General features: G+C 46.6%; 18 protein-coding genes. 9 read left to right on the forward strand and 9 right to left on the reverse strand.

Going from position 1 to position 16,106, the window contains the following annotated elements; translation table 11 throughout:
- Nucleotides 1-15 precede the first annotated feature (15 nt).
- A complete protein-coding gene (lepB, locus tag OXN25_24315) occupies nucleotides 16-822 on the reverse strand; it encodes a signal peptidase I (protein MDE0427993.1) in 807 nt (268 codons plus the stop codon).
- A 7-nt stretch (nucleotides 823-829) separates the two neighbouring features.
- The gene (gene lepA / locus OXN25_24320; GenBank protein ID MDE0427994.1) at nucleotides 830-2,635 is read right to left on the reverse strand and encodes a translation elongation factor 4; all 1,806 of its coding nucleotides are present in this window, start codon (nucleotides 2,633-2,635) and stop codon (nucleotides 830-832) included.
- Between the two features lie 282 nt (nucleotides 2,636-2,917).
- Between lepA and OXN25_24325 the strand changes: the two genes are divergently transcribed.
- From OXN25_24325 to OXN25_24335, 3 genes are read left to right on the forward strand one after another with little or no spacing between them, the layout of a single operon-like run.
- Nucleotides 2,918-3,118 (forward strand): hypothetical protein, encoded by a 201-nt coding sequence (locus OXN25_24325; protein MDE0427995.1) that lies wholly within the window; start codon nucleotides 2,918-2,920, stop codon nucleotides 3,116-3,118.
- An 11-nt stretch (nucleotides 3,119-3,129) separates the two neighbouring features.
- The gene (locus OXN25_24330) at nucleotides 3,130-3,471 is read left to right on the forward strand and encodes a type II toxin-antitoxin system RelE/ParE family toxin (protein ID MDE0427996.1); all 342 of its coding nucleotides are present in this window, start codon (nucleotides 3,130-3,132) and stop codon (nucleotides 3,469-3,471) included.
- Nucleotides 3,468-3,821: a hypothetical protein gene (locus OXN25_24335; protein ID MDE0427997.1), complete on the forward strand. Its 354-nt coding sequence runs from the start codon at nucleotides 3,468-3,470 to the stop codon at nucleotides 3,819-3,821. Before OXN25_24330 ends, OXN25_24335 begins: the two co-directional genes overlap by 4 nt.
- 101 nt (nucleotides 3,822-3,922) lie before the next feature.
- Here the strand turns inward: OXN25_24335 and OXN25_24340 are convergent, their stop codons facing one another.
- The 6 genes from OXN25_24340 to OXN25_24365 all read right to left on the reverse strand — a co-directional run bounded on the left by OXN25_24340 (nucleotide 3,923) and on the right by OXN25_24365 (nucleotide 7,508).
- Nucleotides 3,923-4,465 carry a type I restriction enzyme HsdR N-terminal domain-containing protein gene (locus OXN25_24340; GenBank protein MDE0427998.1) on the reverse strand — a complete coding sequence of 181 codons (543 nt, stop codon included), beginning with the start codon at nucleotides 4,463-4,465 and terminating at the stop codon, nucleotides 3,923-3,925.
- Nucleotides 4,466-4,623: 158 nt separating this feature from the next.
- Nucleotides 4,624-5,232, reverse strand: a complete 609-nt coding sequence (locus tag OXN25_24345; GenBank protein MDE0427999.1) for a DUF1080 domain-containing protein — start codon at nucleotides 5,230-5,232, stop codon at nucleotides 4,624-4,626.
- A 272-nt stretch (nucleotides 5,233-5,504) separates the two neighbouring features.
- Nucleotides 5,505-5,777, reverse strand: a complete 273-nt coding sequence (locus tag OXN25_24350) for a hypothetical protein (GenBank protein MDE0428000.1) — start codon at nucleotides 5,775-5,777, stop codon at nucleotides 5,505-5,507.
- Between the two features lie 85 nt (nucleotides 5,778-5,862).
- The gene (locus OXN25_24355; protein ID MDE0428001.1) at nucleotides 5,863-6,000 is read right to left on the reverse strand and encodes a hypothetical protein; all 138 of its coding nucleotides are present in this window, start codon (nucleotides 5,998-6,000) and stop codon (nucleotides 5,863-5,865) included.
- Nucleotides 6,001-6,040: 40 nt separating this feature from the next.
- Nucleotides 6,041-6,385: a hypothetical protein gene (locus OXN25_24360; protein MDE0428002.1), complete on the reverse strand. Its 345-nt coding sequence runs from the start codon at nucleotides 6,383-6,385 to the stop codon at nucleotides 6,041-6,043.
- A 13-nt stretch (nucleotides 6,386-6,398) separates the two neighbouring features.
- Nucleotides 6,399-7,508 carry an alkaline phosphatase family protein gene (locus OXN25_24365; GenBank protein MDE0428003.1) on the reverse strand — a complete coding sequence of 370 codons (1,110 nt, stop codon included), beginning with the start codon at nucleotides 7,506-7,508 and terminating at the stop codon, nucleotides 6,399-6,401.
- 181 nt (nucleotides 7,509-7,689) lie between these two features.
- Here OXN25_24365 and OXN25_24370 point away from each other — a divergent pair, with 181 nt between their 5' ends.
- The 4 genes from OXN25_24370 to OXN25_24385 all read left to right on the forward strand — a co-directional run bounded on the left by OXN25_24370 (nucleotide 7,690) and on the right by OXN25_24385 (nucleotide 11,975).
- On the forward strand, nucleotides 7,690-8,343 hold the full coding sequence (locus OXN25_24370; protein MDE0428004.1) for a tetratricopeptide repeat protein: 654 nt from the start codon (nucleotides 7,690-7,692) through the stop codon (nucleotides 8,341-8,343).
- A 16-nt stretch (nucleotides 8,344-8,359) separates the two neighbouring features.
- Nucleotides 8,360-9,136 carry a hypothetical protein gene (locus OXN25_24375; GenBank protein MDE0428005.1) on the forward strand — a complete coding sequence of 259 codons (777 nt, stop codon included), beginning with the start codon at nucleotides 8,360-8,362 and terminating at the stop codon, nucleotides 9,134-9,136.
- 24 nt (nucleotides 9,137-9,160) lie between these two features.
- Nucleotides 9,161-10,561, forward strand: coding sequence for a phosphoglucosamine mutase (gene glmM / locus OXN25_24380; GenBank protein ID MDE0428006.1), 1,401 nt, complete (start codon nucleotides 9,161-9,163; stop codon nucleotides 10,559-10,561).
- Nucleotides 10,562-10,730: 169 nt separating this feature from the next.
- On the forward strand, nucleotides 10,731-11,975 hold the full coding sequence (locus tag OXN25_24385) for a YvcK family protein (GenBank protein MDE0428007.1): 1,245 nt from the start codon (nucleotides 10,731-10,733) through the stop codon (nucleotides 11,973-11,975).
- Between the two features lie 20 nt (nucleotides 11,976-11,995).
- On the opposite strand, the gene OXN25_24390 is transcribed toward OXN25_24385, so the two are convergent.
- Nucleotides 11,996-12,190 carry a hypothetical protein gene (locus OXN25_24390; GenBank protein MDE0428008.1) on the reverse strand — a complete coding sequence of 65 codons (195 nt, stop codon included), beginning with the start codon at nucleotides 12,188-12,190 and terminating at the stop codon, nucleotides 11,996-11,998.
- Between the two features lie 722 nt (nucleotides 12,191-12,912).
- On the opposite strand from OXN25_24390, the gene OXN25_24395 reads away from it, so the two are divergent.
- Entirely contained in the window at nucleotides 12,913-14,622 is a 1,710-nt protein-coding gene (locus tag OXN25_24395) for a glutamine--tRNA ligase/YqeY domain fusion protein (protein MDE0428009.1), read from the forward strand.
- Nucleotides 14,619-16,097 carry a glutamate--tRNA ligase gene (gene gltX, locus OXN25_24400; protein MDE0428010.1) on the forward strand — a complete coding sequence of 493 codons (1,479 nt, stop codon included), beginning with the start codon at nucleotides 14,619-14,621 and terminating at the stop codon, nucleotides 16,095-16,097. Before OXN25_24395 ends, gltX begins: the two co-directional genes overlap by 4 nt.
- Nucleotides 16,098-16,106: the final 9 nt, after the last annotated feature.

Raw genomic sequence — 16,106 nt, forward strand, 5'->3', positions numbered from 1 at the left:
TCTCCTTTGCTCGGTTTAGTTCACCTTGAACGAATCCGCGTACGATGGGATAAGTTTGCCGATTCGGTTGAACCGAATATTGCCTATCATCTTCCAGACTTCCCACGGTTTTACAGGGCGATTGTTGACCGAAAACATCACCATAAAAGCCTGTCCCTTAATATCATCTACTGAGACAGGTCCCCATGTGCGGCTATCACTGCTCTGGTCGCGATTGTCGCCCATTGCGAAGACCATGCCTTTCGGGACAGTGAACGGTTTGCCTTCTGGGAATTTACGACTAAACTGGCTTTCTGTCAAGGCATAATTGTCATAATTTTCGCCATCGGGGAGATATTCAGGTTGCCGAAATGGTGGAAAATCCCTTCTAAAGTGGTCAAATGGTAAGTATTTCGCATAACTGCTATCGTCAACGGTTTCGCCGTTCACGTAAAGCGTATCCCCACGGGTTTCAACGGTATCCCCTTCAACGGCTACAATGCGCTTAATAAAATGTCGCTCGTCGTGTGCTGGAATAAAAACGAAGACATCTCCGCGTGCGGGTTTATGAAAGTCAAAAACCTTAATATCCGTGCCAGGGATTTTAACGCCGTAGATAAACTTGCAAACCAGAATCTGATCGCCAACGAGAAGTGTATCCTCCATTGAACCAGAGGGAATTCTATACGCCTGAACAATAAACGGATTTACGAAGCCGAAAACAAAAATGAGTGAAACGATAATTTGCTTTATAACCCCATGAATCTCGGATTTGTGATTTTTTTTCTGTTTGACTAATTTTGGTTCAAACCTTTGAATATGTTTCTGTGTATTCTTATACATTTCTATATCATTCCTCAGTTGCGAGCATGGCAGTGAATGCTTCTTGGGGGACATCAACGTTGCCAATTTGTTTTAGCCGTTTTTTACCTTCTTTTTGTCTTTCCAGCAATTTCCGTTTTCGTGTCACATCCCCACCGTAGCATTTCGCTGTGACGTTTTTGCGGAGTGCGCGCACTGTCTCACGAGCGACAATCTTGTTCCCAATCGCCGCTTGAACCGGGACTTCAAACATCTGTCTCGGAATTAATTCCTTGAGTTTGCTGACTAATACTTTCCCCCGCGCCTCTGCGGTGTCTCGTGGTAAGATAGTAGAGAGTGCGTCTACCGGTTTACCGTTGAGTAGGATATCCAGTTTCACGAGTTTTTCGGTTTTGTATTCGCCAATATCGTATTCTAACGACCCATATCCACGGGTCAGCGATTTAAGTTTCGGATAGAAATCCATCAGCATTTCACTGAGTGGGAGTTCATAAAGTAATTGGACACGTTTTGCGTCCAATTGGTTCATTCGCTTGTATATACCCCGTCGCTTCTGACAAAGTTCCATTGCATTTCCAATGTACTCGCGCGGCACAATGAGATCAATGTTCACATAAGGTTCTTCAATCCGATCAATATCGTTGGGTTCCGGGAGATGCGCTGGGTTGTCGACCGGGATGTACTCACCGGTTTTCAGGAGGACTCGGTACATAACACTCGGTGCAGTCCGAACAAGCGCGAGACCGAATTCCCGTTCAAGACGTTCATGGATGATCTCCATGTGTAGCAACCCCAGAAAACCGCACCGGAACCCAAAGCCGAGGGCAACAGAGGTTTCGGGTTCAAAATTGAAAGAGGAGTCGTTGAGACGTAATTTATCGAGTGCCTCACGCAACGCATGGAATTGATTGGTATCTGCCGGATACAGCCCGCTAAATACGAGCGGTTTCATCTCGCGGTAGCCTGGTAGCGGTTCTGCTGTCGGTTTCGTGTGGTGTGTGATGGTATCCCCGATTTTTGCCTTGTCAATTTCTCGAATACCGGCAATGAGATATCCAACGGCTCCAGTGTCGAGTTCGGCAGTCGGTTCCATCTCCGGTGTAAAAATGCCTACCTCCTCAACCTCGTAGGAGCGTCTGGTCTCCATGAGCTGAATCTTCTCGCCTTGTTTGATACTGCCCTCAAATATTCGCGTATACATGATGACACCGCGATAGTTGTTGTAGATAGAATCGAGGACGAGTGCCTTCAATGGCGCGTCAATTTCGCCGACGGGAGCAGGGATTCGATTGACGATTGCTTCCAATATTGCGGGAATGCCGATTCCCATCTTGGCACTCACGAGGAGGGCATCGTCTGCTGGAATACCAATGACTTCTTCTATCTGTCGTTTGGCTTCATCGGGTTGTGCCATTGGCAAATCAATTTTATTGATGACAGGAATAATCTCAAGATCGTTGTCAATGGCGAGGTAAGCGTTGGCGAGGGTTTGTGCTTCGACACCTTGTGCGGCATCGACAATTAAGATCGCACCTTCGCACGCCGCGAGACTCCGCGAGACCTCATAGGTAAAATCGACATGACCGGGCGTATCGATTAAGTTGAGTTCGTAGCGGTTTCCATCGGGGGCGGGATAGTGGAGTTTGACAGCGGTCGCCTTAATCGTAATACCGCGTTCACGTTCCAGATCCATCAAGTCAAGTACCTGGTCACGCATTTCACGATCAGCGAGTGTATTGGTGTGCTCAAGGAGCCTGTCGCTGAGCGTGCTTTTCCCGTGGTCGATGTGTCCTAAGATGCAGAAATTCCGTATATTTTCAAGCTTCGTTGGCATAATATAGATAGTGTATCACAACGCCTGTTGAATTGTCCATAAAATCTTATTTTCACTTTCAAGACGCATAATTTGAAAATATTGTGCAAATGCGTTATACTTAAAAATATGCAAATCATTGCCCGAGAGGTCAGAAACTGTATCACGCCAGAAGGACGTAACCCGTTTCGTCAGTGGTTGACACAACTCCGAGAGAAAAGAACACGCGCAAACATTCAGAGACGAATTGCACGTCTACAAGAGGGAAAATTCGGTGGTTGTAAAACGTAAGGGACAGAGACCATGAACACGGAAGCTATACTTGAGAAGACTACCTGTTTCAGGGATGACCTCTTAAAAGACCTCACAGATACAGAGTTTGCAATGTATTATTTGGAGGCAGCATTAGCAGACTATAAGGAGGATGACAACACAGAGTCGCTCTGGATGGCACTGCGTGATGTGGTAGAGGCACAAGGCGGAAAGGTGATCGCCAAACTATAGAGATGCCATCAATGCGGAACAACGCACCTGTGCAAGAAATACAATATTACCGTGCCCCAGACGGCAAAAATCCTTTCACGGAATGGCTTGAATCTATCCGAGACAAAAGCACACAAAACAAAATTGACAAACGGCTTGAGCGGTTGGAAGATGGCAATTTTGGCGATTTCAAATCTGTTGGAGACGGTGTTTTTGAATTGCGTCTCCGCTTCGGTCCGGGATATCGTATCTATTTTGGCAGAATTGACAATACACTTGTTCTTCTACTTTGTGGTGGAGACAAGGCATCACAAGTGCGGGATATTGAACGCGCAAAAACCTATTGGCGAGAATATAAGGAGGCACACCCATGAGAGAAATGGGAAATTGGCGTGAGTACCAAAGGGAGAGGCTTGCTAATGATCCAGAAGCAGCAATTGACTATCTCCAATTAACAGTGGAGGAATACCTTGCTGACGGTGATCTACCTTTCTTTCTGAAGGGACTCCGAACTTTTATAGAATCACAGGGCGGGATTGCTGAAATTTGCAAACGAACTGATATTGAACCTGAAATTCTCTTGGATGCTCTCTCTAACGAGGATGCCCGGCGGTTAGACATACTCAACACTATACTAAATACCTTTGAGTGTCGGTTGCCGCTTCAACATAAGGCAGATGCAAACTTTAGCGTTAAACCCGAACGGAAATCCTTTATAACGTGAGTTTGAAAATAAAAATTGAAGCTTCCCGTAGGTTGGGTTGAACGTAGTGAAACCCAACATAGCCACCCAATCTAACCTATCAGCTTAGACGTGACAGAACACTACGTAATCTCTTCAAAATAATTCGGATCTTTTCGGTGGTAGTGTGAGATATCCTGTCCGTTTGTCCATACCGCTATGGGCGCACCGGTCGCGTTGCAGTAGGATTTGAGTTGATCCTTACCGTCTTGGAGTTTCGGCTTCTTTAACTCAACGATGATGTAGGGGGTATCGGGTTGGTCCTTATCGACGATGACAATATCGGCACGTTTCCTTTCTCTGCCAAAATTCACGAGATGTTCAAATCTCACGCGTTCTGTTGAATAGCGGTACTGCTTCAGAAGTCGTGCGGCGTAAAGTTGGCGGATGAGTTCTTCAGGTTTTAGTTGAATTGCTTTTCTGCGAATGGGACAGCGGATAAATGCGGTCTTTTTACCTCTAACCGTTTGGATAAGAATTGATTCCCGCAACGCTTGAATTTCGGATTCGTCGAACAAGTCAAGGTGATAATTGCTGTCTTTGAGGATGGTTTGGATGATGTCGGATTGCGTCATGGATTCCTTTCTTTTTACTGCGTCCAATTGGGAGGTATGGGAACTACGCATGGACGCAATAGTCCTTTATCCATTTTGGATTTTAGGGTTGGTTCGTAGTAGTGCGATTTATCGCACGTTCGCGGGTCAAAAACGGGCAATGAATTGCCCTACTACGAACTGGGTTTACCTTTAATTTGAAACTGGATAAAGCAATAGTTATGGACTTTCTATAACGGTTTGACTTTAATGTTTCGACACCAGATCTTCCCACCGTGGTCCTGAATACCGATATGTCCACTTCGCGGGAAATCTTTGAGCGCAATACCGAACTTATTCCGGCTGCCGTCGGGATTCTGGTGGGGTGTATCCCATTCGTCTAAATCCGCCCGAACAATCTCTTCACCATTGAGCGTCACAGCGATAATGCTTCCATCGCACGTGATGATCATCTCATTCCACTCACCCGCAGGTTTACAGGTGTTTCGAGTCGGTCCCAAGGCATCGTAGAGTGCCCCGCAATCGTGGTTAGTGGTAGGTTCTTTACCGTGCGTATCCAAAATTTGGATTTCAAGTCCACTCTGAACGGCATCTTCAAGGTCTGCCCATCGGACGAAAATACCGCTATTGACTTTCGGCTCGGTTTTGTATTCAAGAGACAACACGAAGTTATCGTAATGTTGTTCGGTATAGAGATATTTTCCGCCTTGAACGGTGCAGAGAATACTACCGTCATCAATTATCCAACCTTCAGCACTTCCAGTGGCACCCCAACCGTTGAGCGTTTCGCCGTCGAAAAGGGATATCCAACCTTCAGATTTTTCTTTTTCTGTTAACATATTTCATTTTTTCCTTTTGTAGTAGATTAAGATTTACGCAGAGAGGTGATAAATCACCTCACTACGAACGCAGACCTCTTTTAAATAAGGGGTGCCTCAAAAGCGTATCGGTTTGTAGTGGCGCAATTCATTGCGTAAGTCCTATAGATTTTAGAATGGCTGACCTACAGATAGGGTATCAGGTATAGGTTGGATGTTTGATTTGCATAGGATCTACGCAAAAATGTCTAAATTAATGCTAATATCTACCCTAAACGTGAAACAGTATTAGATTAGGAAAGGAACGCCTTGAGTGCCCCGCCGACACCTATCACCGCGGCGATCCGGAATAGCCAGTCGACCAGCTGTCTCTGATACGTAGCGACAGCTTTTGTCCCAGCGACAGTCTCTTCAACTCTTCGAAGCCGATCGTCTAAAGCGTGTATGTCCGATCGGACCTCTGAAATCTGTGCTTTGACTTCCGAAATATCAGATCGCAATATCTCAAACATATCTTTTGTCGTCAGTTGGTTGTCGTTCACTGCCTTTCCCCTTTCTGACTTCACGCCCTATTTCCTTTATTATTCACCTAAGTTACTCACGTATGCTAAAAATATTATATCACATTTTTGGGAAATATGTCAAATGATACTATTTCCTTATGAGCATCTTCCGCGTTGCGGTGAAATCGCCCGCTAAGAGTGTAAAAAAATAGAGTCCACTTGCCACTTTTTCGCCTTGTACATTTCTGCCATCCCAATACGCTGCCCGGTTTTTGCTATGATACATGCCCGCTCGCTGATGTCCCAATACCAAAGTCCGCACCAAATCACCCTTCACTCGACCCAAGGAGTAACACGGTCAGTTGTGTCAACCCCGATAAGGGAGAAATATCTGATATTGCATTCCGCTGAAGGTTCAGGTTCCTGAGGTTGCTTGCATGTTCGAGACCGGTGAGATTTTCTATCCCGCGCTCTGAAGCCGTAAGACTTGTAAGATCCAGCAGCGTGTGTGTCGTAATGGAATCGCCAATGATTTCCTTCACTGCCGCTGCCAAATTTGCATCGGGTATGGACACAACTTTAGGTTGATTCTGTTGTGCGTAGACAAAGTTGGGAAACAAAAGACTGAACAGCACCGAAAAGACTATAATAGGTACACGTTTGATTGGCACGTCAGAATCTCCGTTAGTGCAGACTCTCTAAAAAGAGTCTTCCGACATCAAGGTTGTATTTAAAGTCTGTTGCCGCCCACGGACTGTTATACCCAATAATCGGCACATAACTTTCGTGGCGCGAACCGTGTGAACGCACTGCAGTCGGCTCTACGGGTGCTGCTAATTCACCGAAGACAGTTGTCTCGTCGGCTAACACAAAGATGTCCCCAATCCGTTCACGATGGAGTTTGAATATGGTTGCAGCCTCTTCCGCTTCATAAACCTCTTCAACACCGGATGTGTTTAGAAACGTCTGAATTGCTTTGTCGGTGTCAGCGCGGTTTTTGAGAAACACATAAGCAGCACCGCCCAAATTGCCGTGGTGTGCGATGTAGCGATCCTTAATAATCGGGATGGAACTCGCTGGGATGCCGTGTTCTGTCAGCACACGTCCCGGATCAAGCGCAGTGTTTTTCTCTAACATCCCGTGATCCGCTGTGATATAAATCTCGCGTTCTGGTTCGTCATCAATAATATTACCGATGATCCTGTCTAATTCTGTGAGATGTTGTTGAGACAGGTCCGCATCAGGTGCGTATTTGTGTTGAACCCAGTCTGTCGTTGAACAGTAAAGAAGTTCTGGATCGTGTATACGCAGGGTCTCCCGTACGGCGCGAAGGAGCCACCAGTTAATTTCGACCGAATAGATCGGCTCAACAGGTCCTGCGGTTTGAATGTATTCGGGGGGCGGGTCTTCAGCGGCAACTGCGATATCAGTGCCGGCTTCTAACATCCGTAGCAGCTTCTTCTTTGTCACAAACAAGGCGGTTTTATCAGCGAATTTAGAGGCTTTTGCCACCTCAAAAAGTGTTGGCGAGAGCAGGAAACGGTTATCCTCAATAAATTCCCCAACGCCGGTTGTTCTATCCACGTGATAATTCGTCGTGATGCCGTGCGTTTCCGGGAATGTTCCCGTCGCAATACTCACATTGTTGACATTTGTCACGGACGGGATAACGGCGTTGACGTGTTCATAGAAACCGGCTTCCGCCAATTTCCGCATATTCGGGATGTCGCTTGCAGCGAGGTAGTCATGACTGCCCGCGTCGATACAGAGGATGAGAACTTTGCGTCTTTTCACGCCTTGTGTGTTGCTCCATGGTGAGTGTTGTCGTACTTTAAAACCTGCCTATCTGTGAAGGAAATTGTAGCAGCACTTCACTCAAATTGCAAAAGTTTTCTTTTCCTTCGGGATTTGAATTGTTATTCCAGCGGAAATCTGTTATAATAAACTTAAAATCCGGCAATAGCGAGGTCTGGTTATGTATAGGAGAAACGGCTCTTCCGAATTAGCGAAACTAATGTTCAAGAATTTCGGAGACGATGAAAAACTGAGACAGCTTCTGACGGATACCTACTCGGAAGCCGATCTGACCACCTATCTTCATAGCGATGACCCGTTGCTTGGACGTGCTGCTGGGTTTGCCCTTCGGTTAATCGGCACGTCCGAAGTGATTCCCGCCTTGGTAGACGCACTTAAAAACGATGATCGCGGTACGCGCTACAATGCTGAATACGCGCTCTGGGAAATTTGGTCACACTCCGGCGATGATTCTGTTGACGCGATGCTCGCTGATGGAAAAGATTTACTGAAAAATGAAGCGTATCAACAGGCGGTCGCGCTTTTCACGACAATAATTGAGGCGGCTCCGAGTTTCGCTGAAGGCTATAACCAACGCGCAATCGCTTATTTCATGCTTGAAGAGTGGAGCAAGGCGATCCGCGATTGCAAGCAAACGATTACCCTTAATCCGCACCACTTCGGTGCGTTCGCTGGAATGGGACACGTTTACGTGAGGCTCGGTAAGCTTGAAGAGGCGATCGAGGCGTATAAGCAGGCATTAATTATTAATCCGAATCTGATTTCTATTGCTGAAGCAGTTTTACGGCTCCACCGTCAGCTTGAAAAGGAATAAAATTGATTTAATAGATATGGCTATATCAGATCGAAATCGCCTCCTAAAACCGCTTTTAGTTTGCATTGCGACGGCAAGTTTTTTGCTATGGGCAATCTATCGGTTATTGGTGCAGGCGAAACTCGCTTTACCAGTGGATTGCTTCTTCATGGCACAAGCATGTGTCGTGTTTTTGATTGCGCCTTACCTTGCTGCCAGCCGTTTTCTGGGAGGGTATTTTGGATCGCCGTCTATGAGTTCTACTGCATCGCTACTCAGACTCAGTCCCATTTCTTCTATATGGCAGTTATTACGAATGCTGCTCATAAGTCAGATGTCTCTGTTATGCTGGATATTTTTATCCACTGCTATTGCTTTCTTTCTTACAAATACCCCTTTTGTAAAGATGTTACAGATGTTCACAATATTGGTGGTTTATAGTCTGTCAGCAGGGGCAGTTGGAATGTGGGGTGCACGGGTTTTCAGAGATGCGCTTTTTGGGACGGAATGTGCCTATCTTTTATGGTGTGTGTTAATAGGTGGCGTGTTTTTATTAGCACCGCTGGATCGTTATGTGAACAATATTCAACCTGTGATTTCACCCGTGCTTCATATCAATCCGCTTATTGCTGTCTGCTATATCTTTGAGATAGATCCTTTTAGATCCCCGTTCATCTATAAACTGACACCCGTCGGGTCGTATCATGTCCCGTATACGCCTTGGTATGTTGTGGGTTTCTGGCAACTTCTAATAGGTATTTGCTGTTTTTTCGGGGCGTGGCGAATATCCAGTCCGTATAAGCGTGTTTTGTAATATGTTTCCTGCCGAGAGGATTTCATGGCTATAGCAGAAAAACCAATTATTAGTGTTTCAGGTGTCCGAGGTGAGGTAGGTGTTTCACTTGATGTCAGAGTCATTACGCGCTTCGCGATGGCTTTTGGAACTTTTGTGAGTGGTAGGACAGTGGTTGTTGGGCGTGATTCTCGGACCTCCAGTCCAACAGTCCGACATGCCGTCCTTGCTGGACTTTTTGCCACCGGATGCCACGTCATAGATGTCGGTGTCTGTCCGACACCGACGATACTCTTAATCGCAAATGCGCTGCGTGCGCAGGGGAGTATTACCGTCACAGCCAGCCACAATCCGGTCGCTTGGAACGGAATTGAATTTGCCGCCGCATCAGGGAATCTCTTGACACAAGCGGAACGGGCTGAATTGATGCGAATTTATGAAACAGAGGATTTTGCACTCGCCCCTTGGAACGAACAGGGAACACTTGAGACTTATGGCGAGGCAATAGCGTATCATCTGGAGCGGGTTCTGCATGCTCAGTGGCTCGCACCAGATTCGATTCGGAAAGCCGGTCTAAAGGTCGTACTGGATTGTGGTAATGGTGCCGGAAGCGTCATCAGTCCGTCCTTATTAAGAAAACTGGGTTGTCGGGTTGTTGAACTTAATTGTGTTGCAGATGGGCACTTTCGTCGTCCGGCTGAACCTACACCTGAGGCGTTGGATGAACTCTGCGAAGTAGTCCGTATTTCTAAAGCAGATATCGGCTTTGCGCATGACGGCGATGCCGATCGGCTTGTGCTTGTTACAGATAAGGGGATTCCACTCAATGGTGAGTGGACACTTGCTTTTGTCGTCGATTTCATTCTCGGTAAAACCAAAAGTGATGTAGTGGCTACCGTATCTACGAGTCGAATGTTAGACGATATTGCCGAAAAGCACGGTGTCAGGCTTCACCGTACAAAAGTTGGCGTGGGTTGGGTGGTCGGGAAGATGCACGAGGTTAATGCAGCTATCGGTGGTGAAGGCACCGGCGGTGTGATTTATCCTGATATTCACTATACAACGGACGGTATCGCCTCTATTGCCGCAATCACACAATACCTCGCCGAGTCTGGTGGCACCGTTACGCAGCTCGTCGAAAACATGCCGCAATATCAAATGTGTCGAAAGAAATTGGAGATTCCGTCACAAGAAGTCGCAGCACGCCTCATCGAACGCGCCGTGAAGGTTTATAAAGCGGAAGTTTCTACAAAAAAGAGTCCGCTTCTTGATCTCACAGATGGCGTCAAACGCGTCTGGGAGGATCGGTGGGTGAACATCCGTCCGTCTGGCACAGAACCTGTGATTCGGGTTTTCAGCGAGGCACCGACCTTAGCGGCGGCGGAGCAATTGTGCGACGAAACGCTTGAAACCCTGAAGGTGTTAATGAAACAAATTTCGTCTTAACTGCGTTATTTAACCTAACTTGCTACTAACGGATTCTACGCTTTTGAAAAACCTGTTTCAGCACGTTTCTTCACCCCCGTTGAATGCCACACGCGCATTCAGCGTTGATTCGGGGTGATATGTCTATAGAAATGGTTGGGTTTAATAGTTTAAAAATTTTGGAGAAATTATGGCTTTGAAACTTGCCTGCATCGGGGGGGGCAGCGGTTTATCCGCCTTGCTGAGTGGCATTAAACACTATGCCGATCTTGAGAAAGGTAAAGATAGTATTATTGATTTGGATAGTTTAGCGGCAATCGTTACCGTCTCTGATGATGGTGGGAGCTCAGGGCGACTCGTTGAAGAGTTTGACATGCTACCCCCGGGCGATATTCGTAGGCTTCTCTTTACCTTATCCGATGCCGATGAACTCGCAGGACTTTTTGAATATCGCTTTTCGAGCAATGGCGAACTCGGTGGACATACCGTCGGAAATCTCTTGCTAACGGCGTTAACAGAGAAATTTGAGGGTAATTTTCCGAAGGCGATTCAAGCGGCATCAAGGCTCCTCGCCGTTCGTGGACAGATTATCCCTGTTACATTGGATTATACGGTTTTGTGCGCTGAACTTGCGGATGGAGAGGTTGTCCGTGGTGAATCCACGATACCTATCAGAGAAAATCGTGAACCGATCAAACGCGTTTTTTTTGAACCGCGCGAGAATGGAAAGATACATCATGCCCCGGATGAAATCTATGAGTGTCAGGCGCATGAAGGTGCTATAGAGGCACTGATTAACGCTGACGTGATTCTCATCGGGCCCGGTAGCCTTTACACCAGCATTATGCCAAATCTGGTTATTAAAGGAGTCGTTGAAACGATTCAACGCTCAGACGCTATTAAAATCTACGTTTGTAACGTCATGACGCAGCCCGGCGAAACCGACGGCTACGCCGTTACGGATCATGTTAATGCTATTTGGGACCACGCAAAAATTCCGATAAACTATGTTGTGGTTAACAATCAACCAGCACCAACGGAGATCATGCAAGAGTATGTCCGCAAAGAATTGGTGTCGCAGTTGACGCGAATTCGATCGATTGCTGAGGAAGGGCTTTCGATGCTCTATGAAGATGCCCAACATCTTATGGAGGTCCTAAACTTAGCGAAGGATATCTCGTCGTTATCCGTGGAAACGATACAGCTCGCCGACGCTTCAAAAGTACAGGTTTCTTATAATCGTGAGCAGGAGAGTCTTGAAGAGGAAGGAATCAGTGTGATTGAAGCGGACCTCATTCGGGACATGGTTGTTACTGAGTTTGGGACATGGCTCGGTGGTGTTCAGATGAACGTTATCCGTCACGATCCCGAAAAATTGGTCCGCTCACTTGTTAAGATCTTTAGGAGTCACCCAAAACTCCAAGAGGCGGTCTGAGAAAATTCGTAACCTTCAATTTAGCGTTGTTGACGCTTAGAAACGGTAGGGTCTTCGGCAGCAATCTGTAAGGCGAATGTATCACAAATCTGGGATAAATTGTCAATGAAAAGTTCCCAGCGTAATTCATCTTGGCGTGCTTTTGCTATTGCCAGACATAGTGCCGTTTCGTATAAAGATAGATGATTTTTCTTACGAGCATCAGTGGATTTCATAGCTTTATCCCTTTCTAAAGAATGGTAAATTATCTAAAAATAGATATAAATTCCAACGAACGTAACGTTTAAACGAAGAGTCGTCGGAAAGGTTACATTTTTTTAAAACAAGGCAATTTTAATTTCGTAATCACGTGGGCAGTGCCTCTTTCGGAACCTTATCATAAGGTTCTTTTTTATTTTCTAACGCAAAAATCGTGCCATATTCACAATAGTGCCACAATAGGTGCTGCAGACGGCGAAACATTAAATAGCAGACATATCTGCCTATTTTTTACGCGATCGCGGTCTGTTTTTACGACATTGTTCCCCAGATGTTTTCTTGTGTTCGGTAGTTCCAGATAGAAACCGCGCCTTTGTTGGGCTATATGGAAAACGTAACTTTGGCAGAAAAAGAAAATGCTTTCTGCCTATTAGATACAATTAGAAGGCAAAAAGGTTGCATAATTTTTTAAATGATAGTTGGTGGTTGGCAATCAGCAGTCGGTAGGACGGAAAATTGTCTGAATCAGGATTTATAGGATTCAAGGATTTGTAGGATTATAGCAGTCAGTGGTCAGCAAGAGTTGGGAATCAGAGTTGCCTCCTACGGGAACTGAAAATCTTGACTTTATCGTATTTTGAGGGTATAATTATTTAGAAAGATGTTCCACCCTCTATAGACTACCGCTTCATCGGAGCGGCGGTCTCTGTAATACACCCAACACAGGACATATTGAGATATGAAACATTCAGATGCGGATTTAAAAGAAGACCCTAACAGACCGTCCGACTTTATTCGTCAAGAGGTTGACAAGGACCTCAAAACAAACAGATATGACGGTCGGGTCCATACCCGATTCCCGCCAGAACCGAGCGGCTACCTTCATATCGGACACGCCAAGGCTATCTGTATCAGTTTTGGTATTGCCGAAGATTACGACGGACTTTACAATTTGCGGTTTGATGACAGCAATCCAATCACTGAAGAGAGCGAATACGTAGACGCGATTAAACGGGATGTACACTGGCTCGGATTTGATTGGAAAGACCGAGAGTATCACGCTTCAGACTATTTTGAAACGCTCTATGAGTATGCCGTCAAACTCATAGAAAAAGGAAAGGCTTACGTCTGCGATTTGACACCAGACGAGACGCGCGCCTATCGTGGTACCTTAGTCAAACCCGGCAAAGATAGTCCCTACCGCAACCGATCGGTTGCGGAAAATTTAGACTTGTTCCGTAAGATGCAGGACGGAGAGTTCCCTGATGGTTTCTGCACACTTCGGGCAAAGATTGATATGACGAGTCCTAACCTGAATATGCGTGATCCTGTGATGTATCGTATCCTTCGGGCGCATCACCATCGACGTGGTAACAAGTGGTGTATCTATCCGACCTACGATTTCACGCATGGGCAGTCTGATTCGATTGAAGGTATAACGCATTCGTTGTGTGACGTCCAGTTTGAGGACCATCGTCCGCTCTACGACTGGTTTTTGGAATCCTTGGAGATTTATCAGCCTCGACAGATTGAGTTTGCACGGCTAAACCTGACGTATACCGTGTTAGGCAAGCGGAAACTCAGAGTTCTCGTTGAAGAGGAACACGTCAGTGGGTGGGACGATCCGAGATTGCCTACACTCTCTGGGATGCGCCGTCGTGGGTATACGCCTGAATCTATCCGAGATTTTTGTAGTCGCATCGGTGTTTCAAAAGCCGATAATCTCATTGAGATATCGCAGCTTGAGTATTCCATTCGGAACGACCTGAATCAGCGCGCCCCACGCGTCATGGCTGTTCTCAATCCGGTTAAGGTGATTATTGATAACTACCCAGAGGGGCAGGTCGAAATGCTTGACGCTGAGAATAACCCCGAAGATGAGAGTGCTGGGACACGGGAAATTCCCTTCTCACGGGAGATTTACATTGAACGGGAAGATTTTATGGAGGATCCGCCTCGAAAATTCTTCAGGTTAGCACCGGGACGGGAAGTCCGGCTTAAACACGCTTATTATATCCAGTGTGAACGGGTCGTCAAAGATGAAAACACGGGTGAAATCGTTGAAATTCACTGTACTTATGATCCAGAAACACGTGGTGGCTGGTCCGAGGATGGACGCCGAGTCCGAGGGACATTGCATTGGGTTTCTGCTGAACATGCTGTGGATGCGGAGGTGCGTCTCTACGATTCACTCTTTACGGAGCGTGAACCCGAAAGTGCAGCAGGAGATGCTGACTGGATACAATTCCTGAATCCGAATTCTTTGGAGGTTTTGCACAACTGCAAAGTTGAACCGAGTCTCGTTGATGCGTCACCGGAAAGCCGGTATCAGTTTCTACGAATGGGTTATTTTTGCGTGGATCCAGATACAACGTCAGAGAAATTGGTATTCAATCGCACGGTACCGCTAAGGGATAGCTGGGCGAAAATTCAAAGGGGACAGAAATGAACGACACACCAAGCGGGACAACGGTTTCCGCTGTAAATGATCAGATCCGGGTTCGGATGGCGCCGTCACCCACCGGCTACTTACACATCGGCGGGGCACGAACGGCTCTATTCAATTGGTTGTTTGCTAAACATCACAACGGCACGTTTATCCTCCGTATTGACGATACAGACGCAGCGCGTTCCACTGATGAATCTATGCACGAGATTTACGAGGCGTTAAAGTGGTTGGGTATCGGTTGGGACGAGCACTATGTCCAATCAGAGCGGAGAAGTGTCTATGACGGTTATGTCCAACGTCTACTTGAGAGCGGCAATGCATACCATTGTTACTGCACACCTGAAGAACTGGAGGCGATCCGTACACAGGCGCGTGCCGATAAGCAAGCGCGTTCCTACGACGGCAGATGCCAACATCTGACATCGGAAGCCGTCCAACGTTTTGTCGCCGAAGGCAGGAAACCGACCGTACGTATAAAGATGCCTGATAGACCTATTCGTGTTGACGACATCGTTCTCGGTTCACGGAATATCGATCCCGCTACCTTAGAAGATGAGGTGATTGTCCGTTCAAACGGGATGCCGAACTACAATCTCACCTCAATTATTGACGATGCCGAGATGCGGATAACCCATGTCATTCGGGGGACGGAGCATCTCAACAACACCCCGAAGCAGATTGCGATTGCGAATGCACTCGGTTTAAAGGTGCCCCAGTTTGCACATATTCCGCTCGTGTTGGATAGTGGTGGCAGGAAGATGAGTAAACGGCATCACGGCGATCTGGTGGCTGTTAACCGTTACCGTGAACAGGGGTACCTCCCTGAAGCGATGCTGAATTTCGTCGTCCGACTCGGTTGGTCTTATGACGACAAACAGGAGATTTTCTCGGTTCAAGAACTCATAGAGAAATTCGACCTTGCGCGGATTGGAAAAAGTGGCAGTGTCTTTGATATTAAGAAACTGGAATGGCTCAATTCCCATTATATTAATCAACTTGATGTCGCAGCGCGGACGGACGCCGTGATCCCGTTTTGGCAGAAAGACGGATTGCTCAATTCGACAGAAGATCGCAGCTGGCTGGAAAGTATTGTGGAAGCGGTGGGTGAACGCCTCACAACCCTACAGGACATCCTTCCACAGACCCGTTATTTCTTTAATGACGAATTTGAATACGACCCGAAAGCCGTCAAGAAGTGGTGGGGTGGTTCCGTCGAGAAGAAAGAGAAAACGCGCCAGATACTCACCAGTATCTCACAAATTTTGGAAGAAACGTCTACTTTTGACATAGAAACAGTTGAAGCGGCGATTTGGAAATACACGGATGAGCACGACATCAAACGCGTCGCAGCGATGCAAGCACTGCGAATCGCACTAACAGGAACATCGTTCGGACCAAGTCTCTTTGATATTGTTGTCTTGTTGGGTAAAGACGAAGTTTTAAAGCGGATCCCAAAGGCAATAGCGCATCTATAGCACTACAAC

It is taken from the genome of Candidatus Poribacteria bacterium, from assembly GCA_028820845.1.
Lineage (GTDB): Bacteria > Poribacteria > WGA-4E > WGA-4E > WGA-3G > WGA-3G.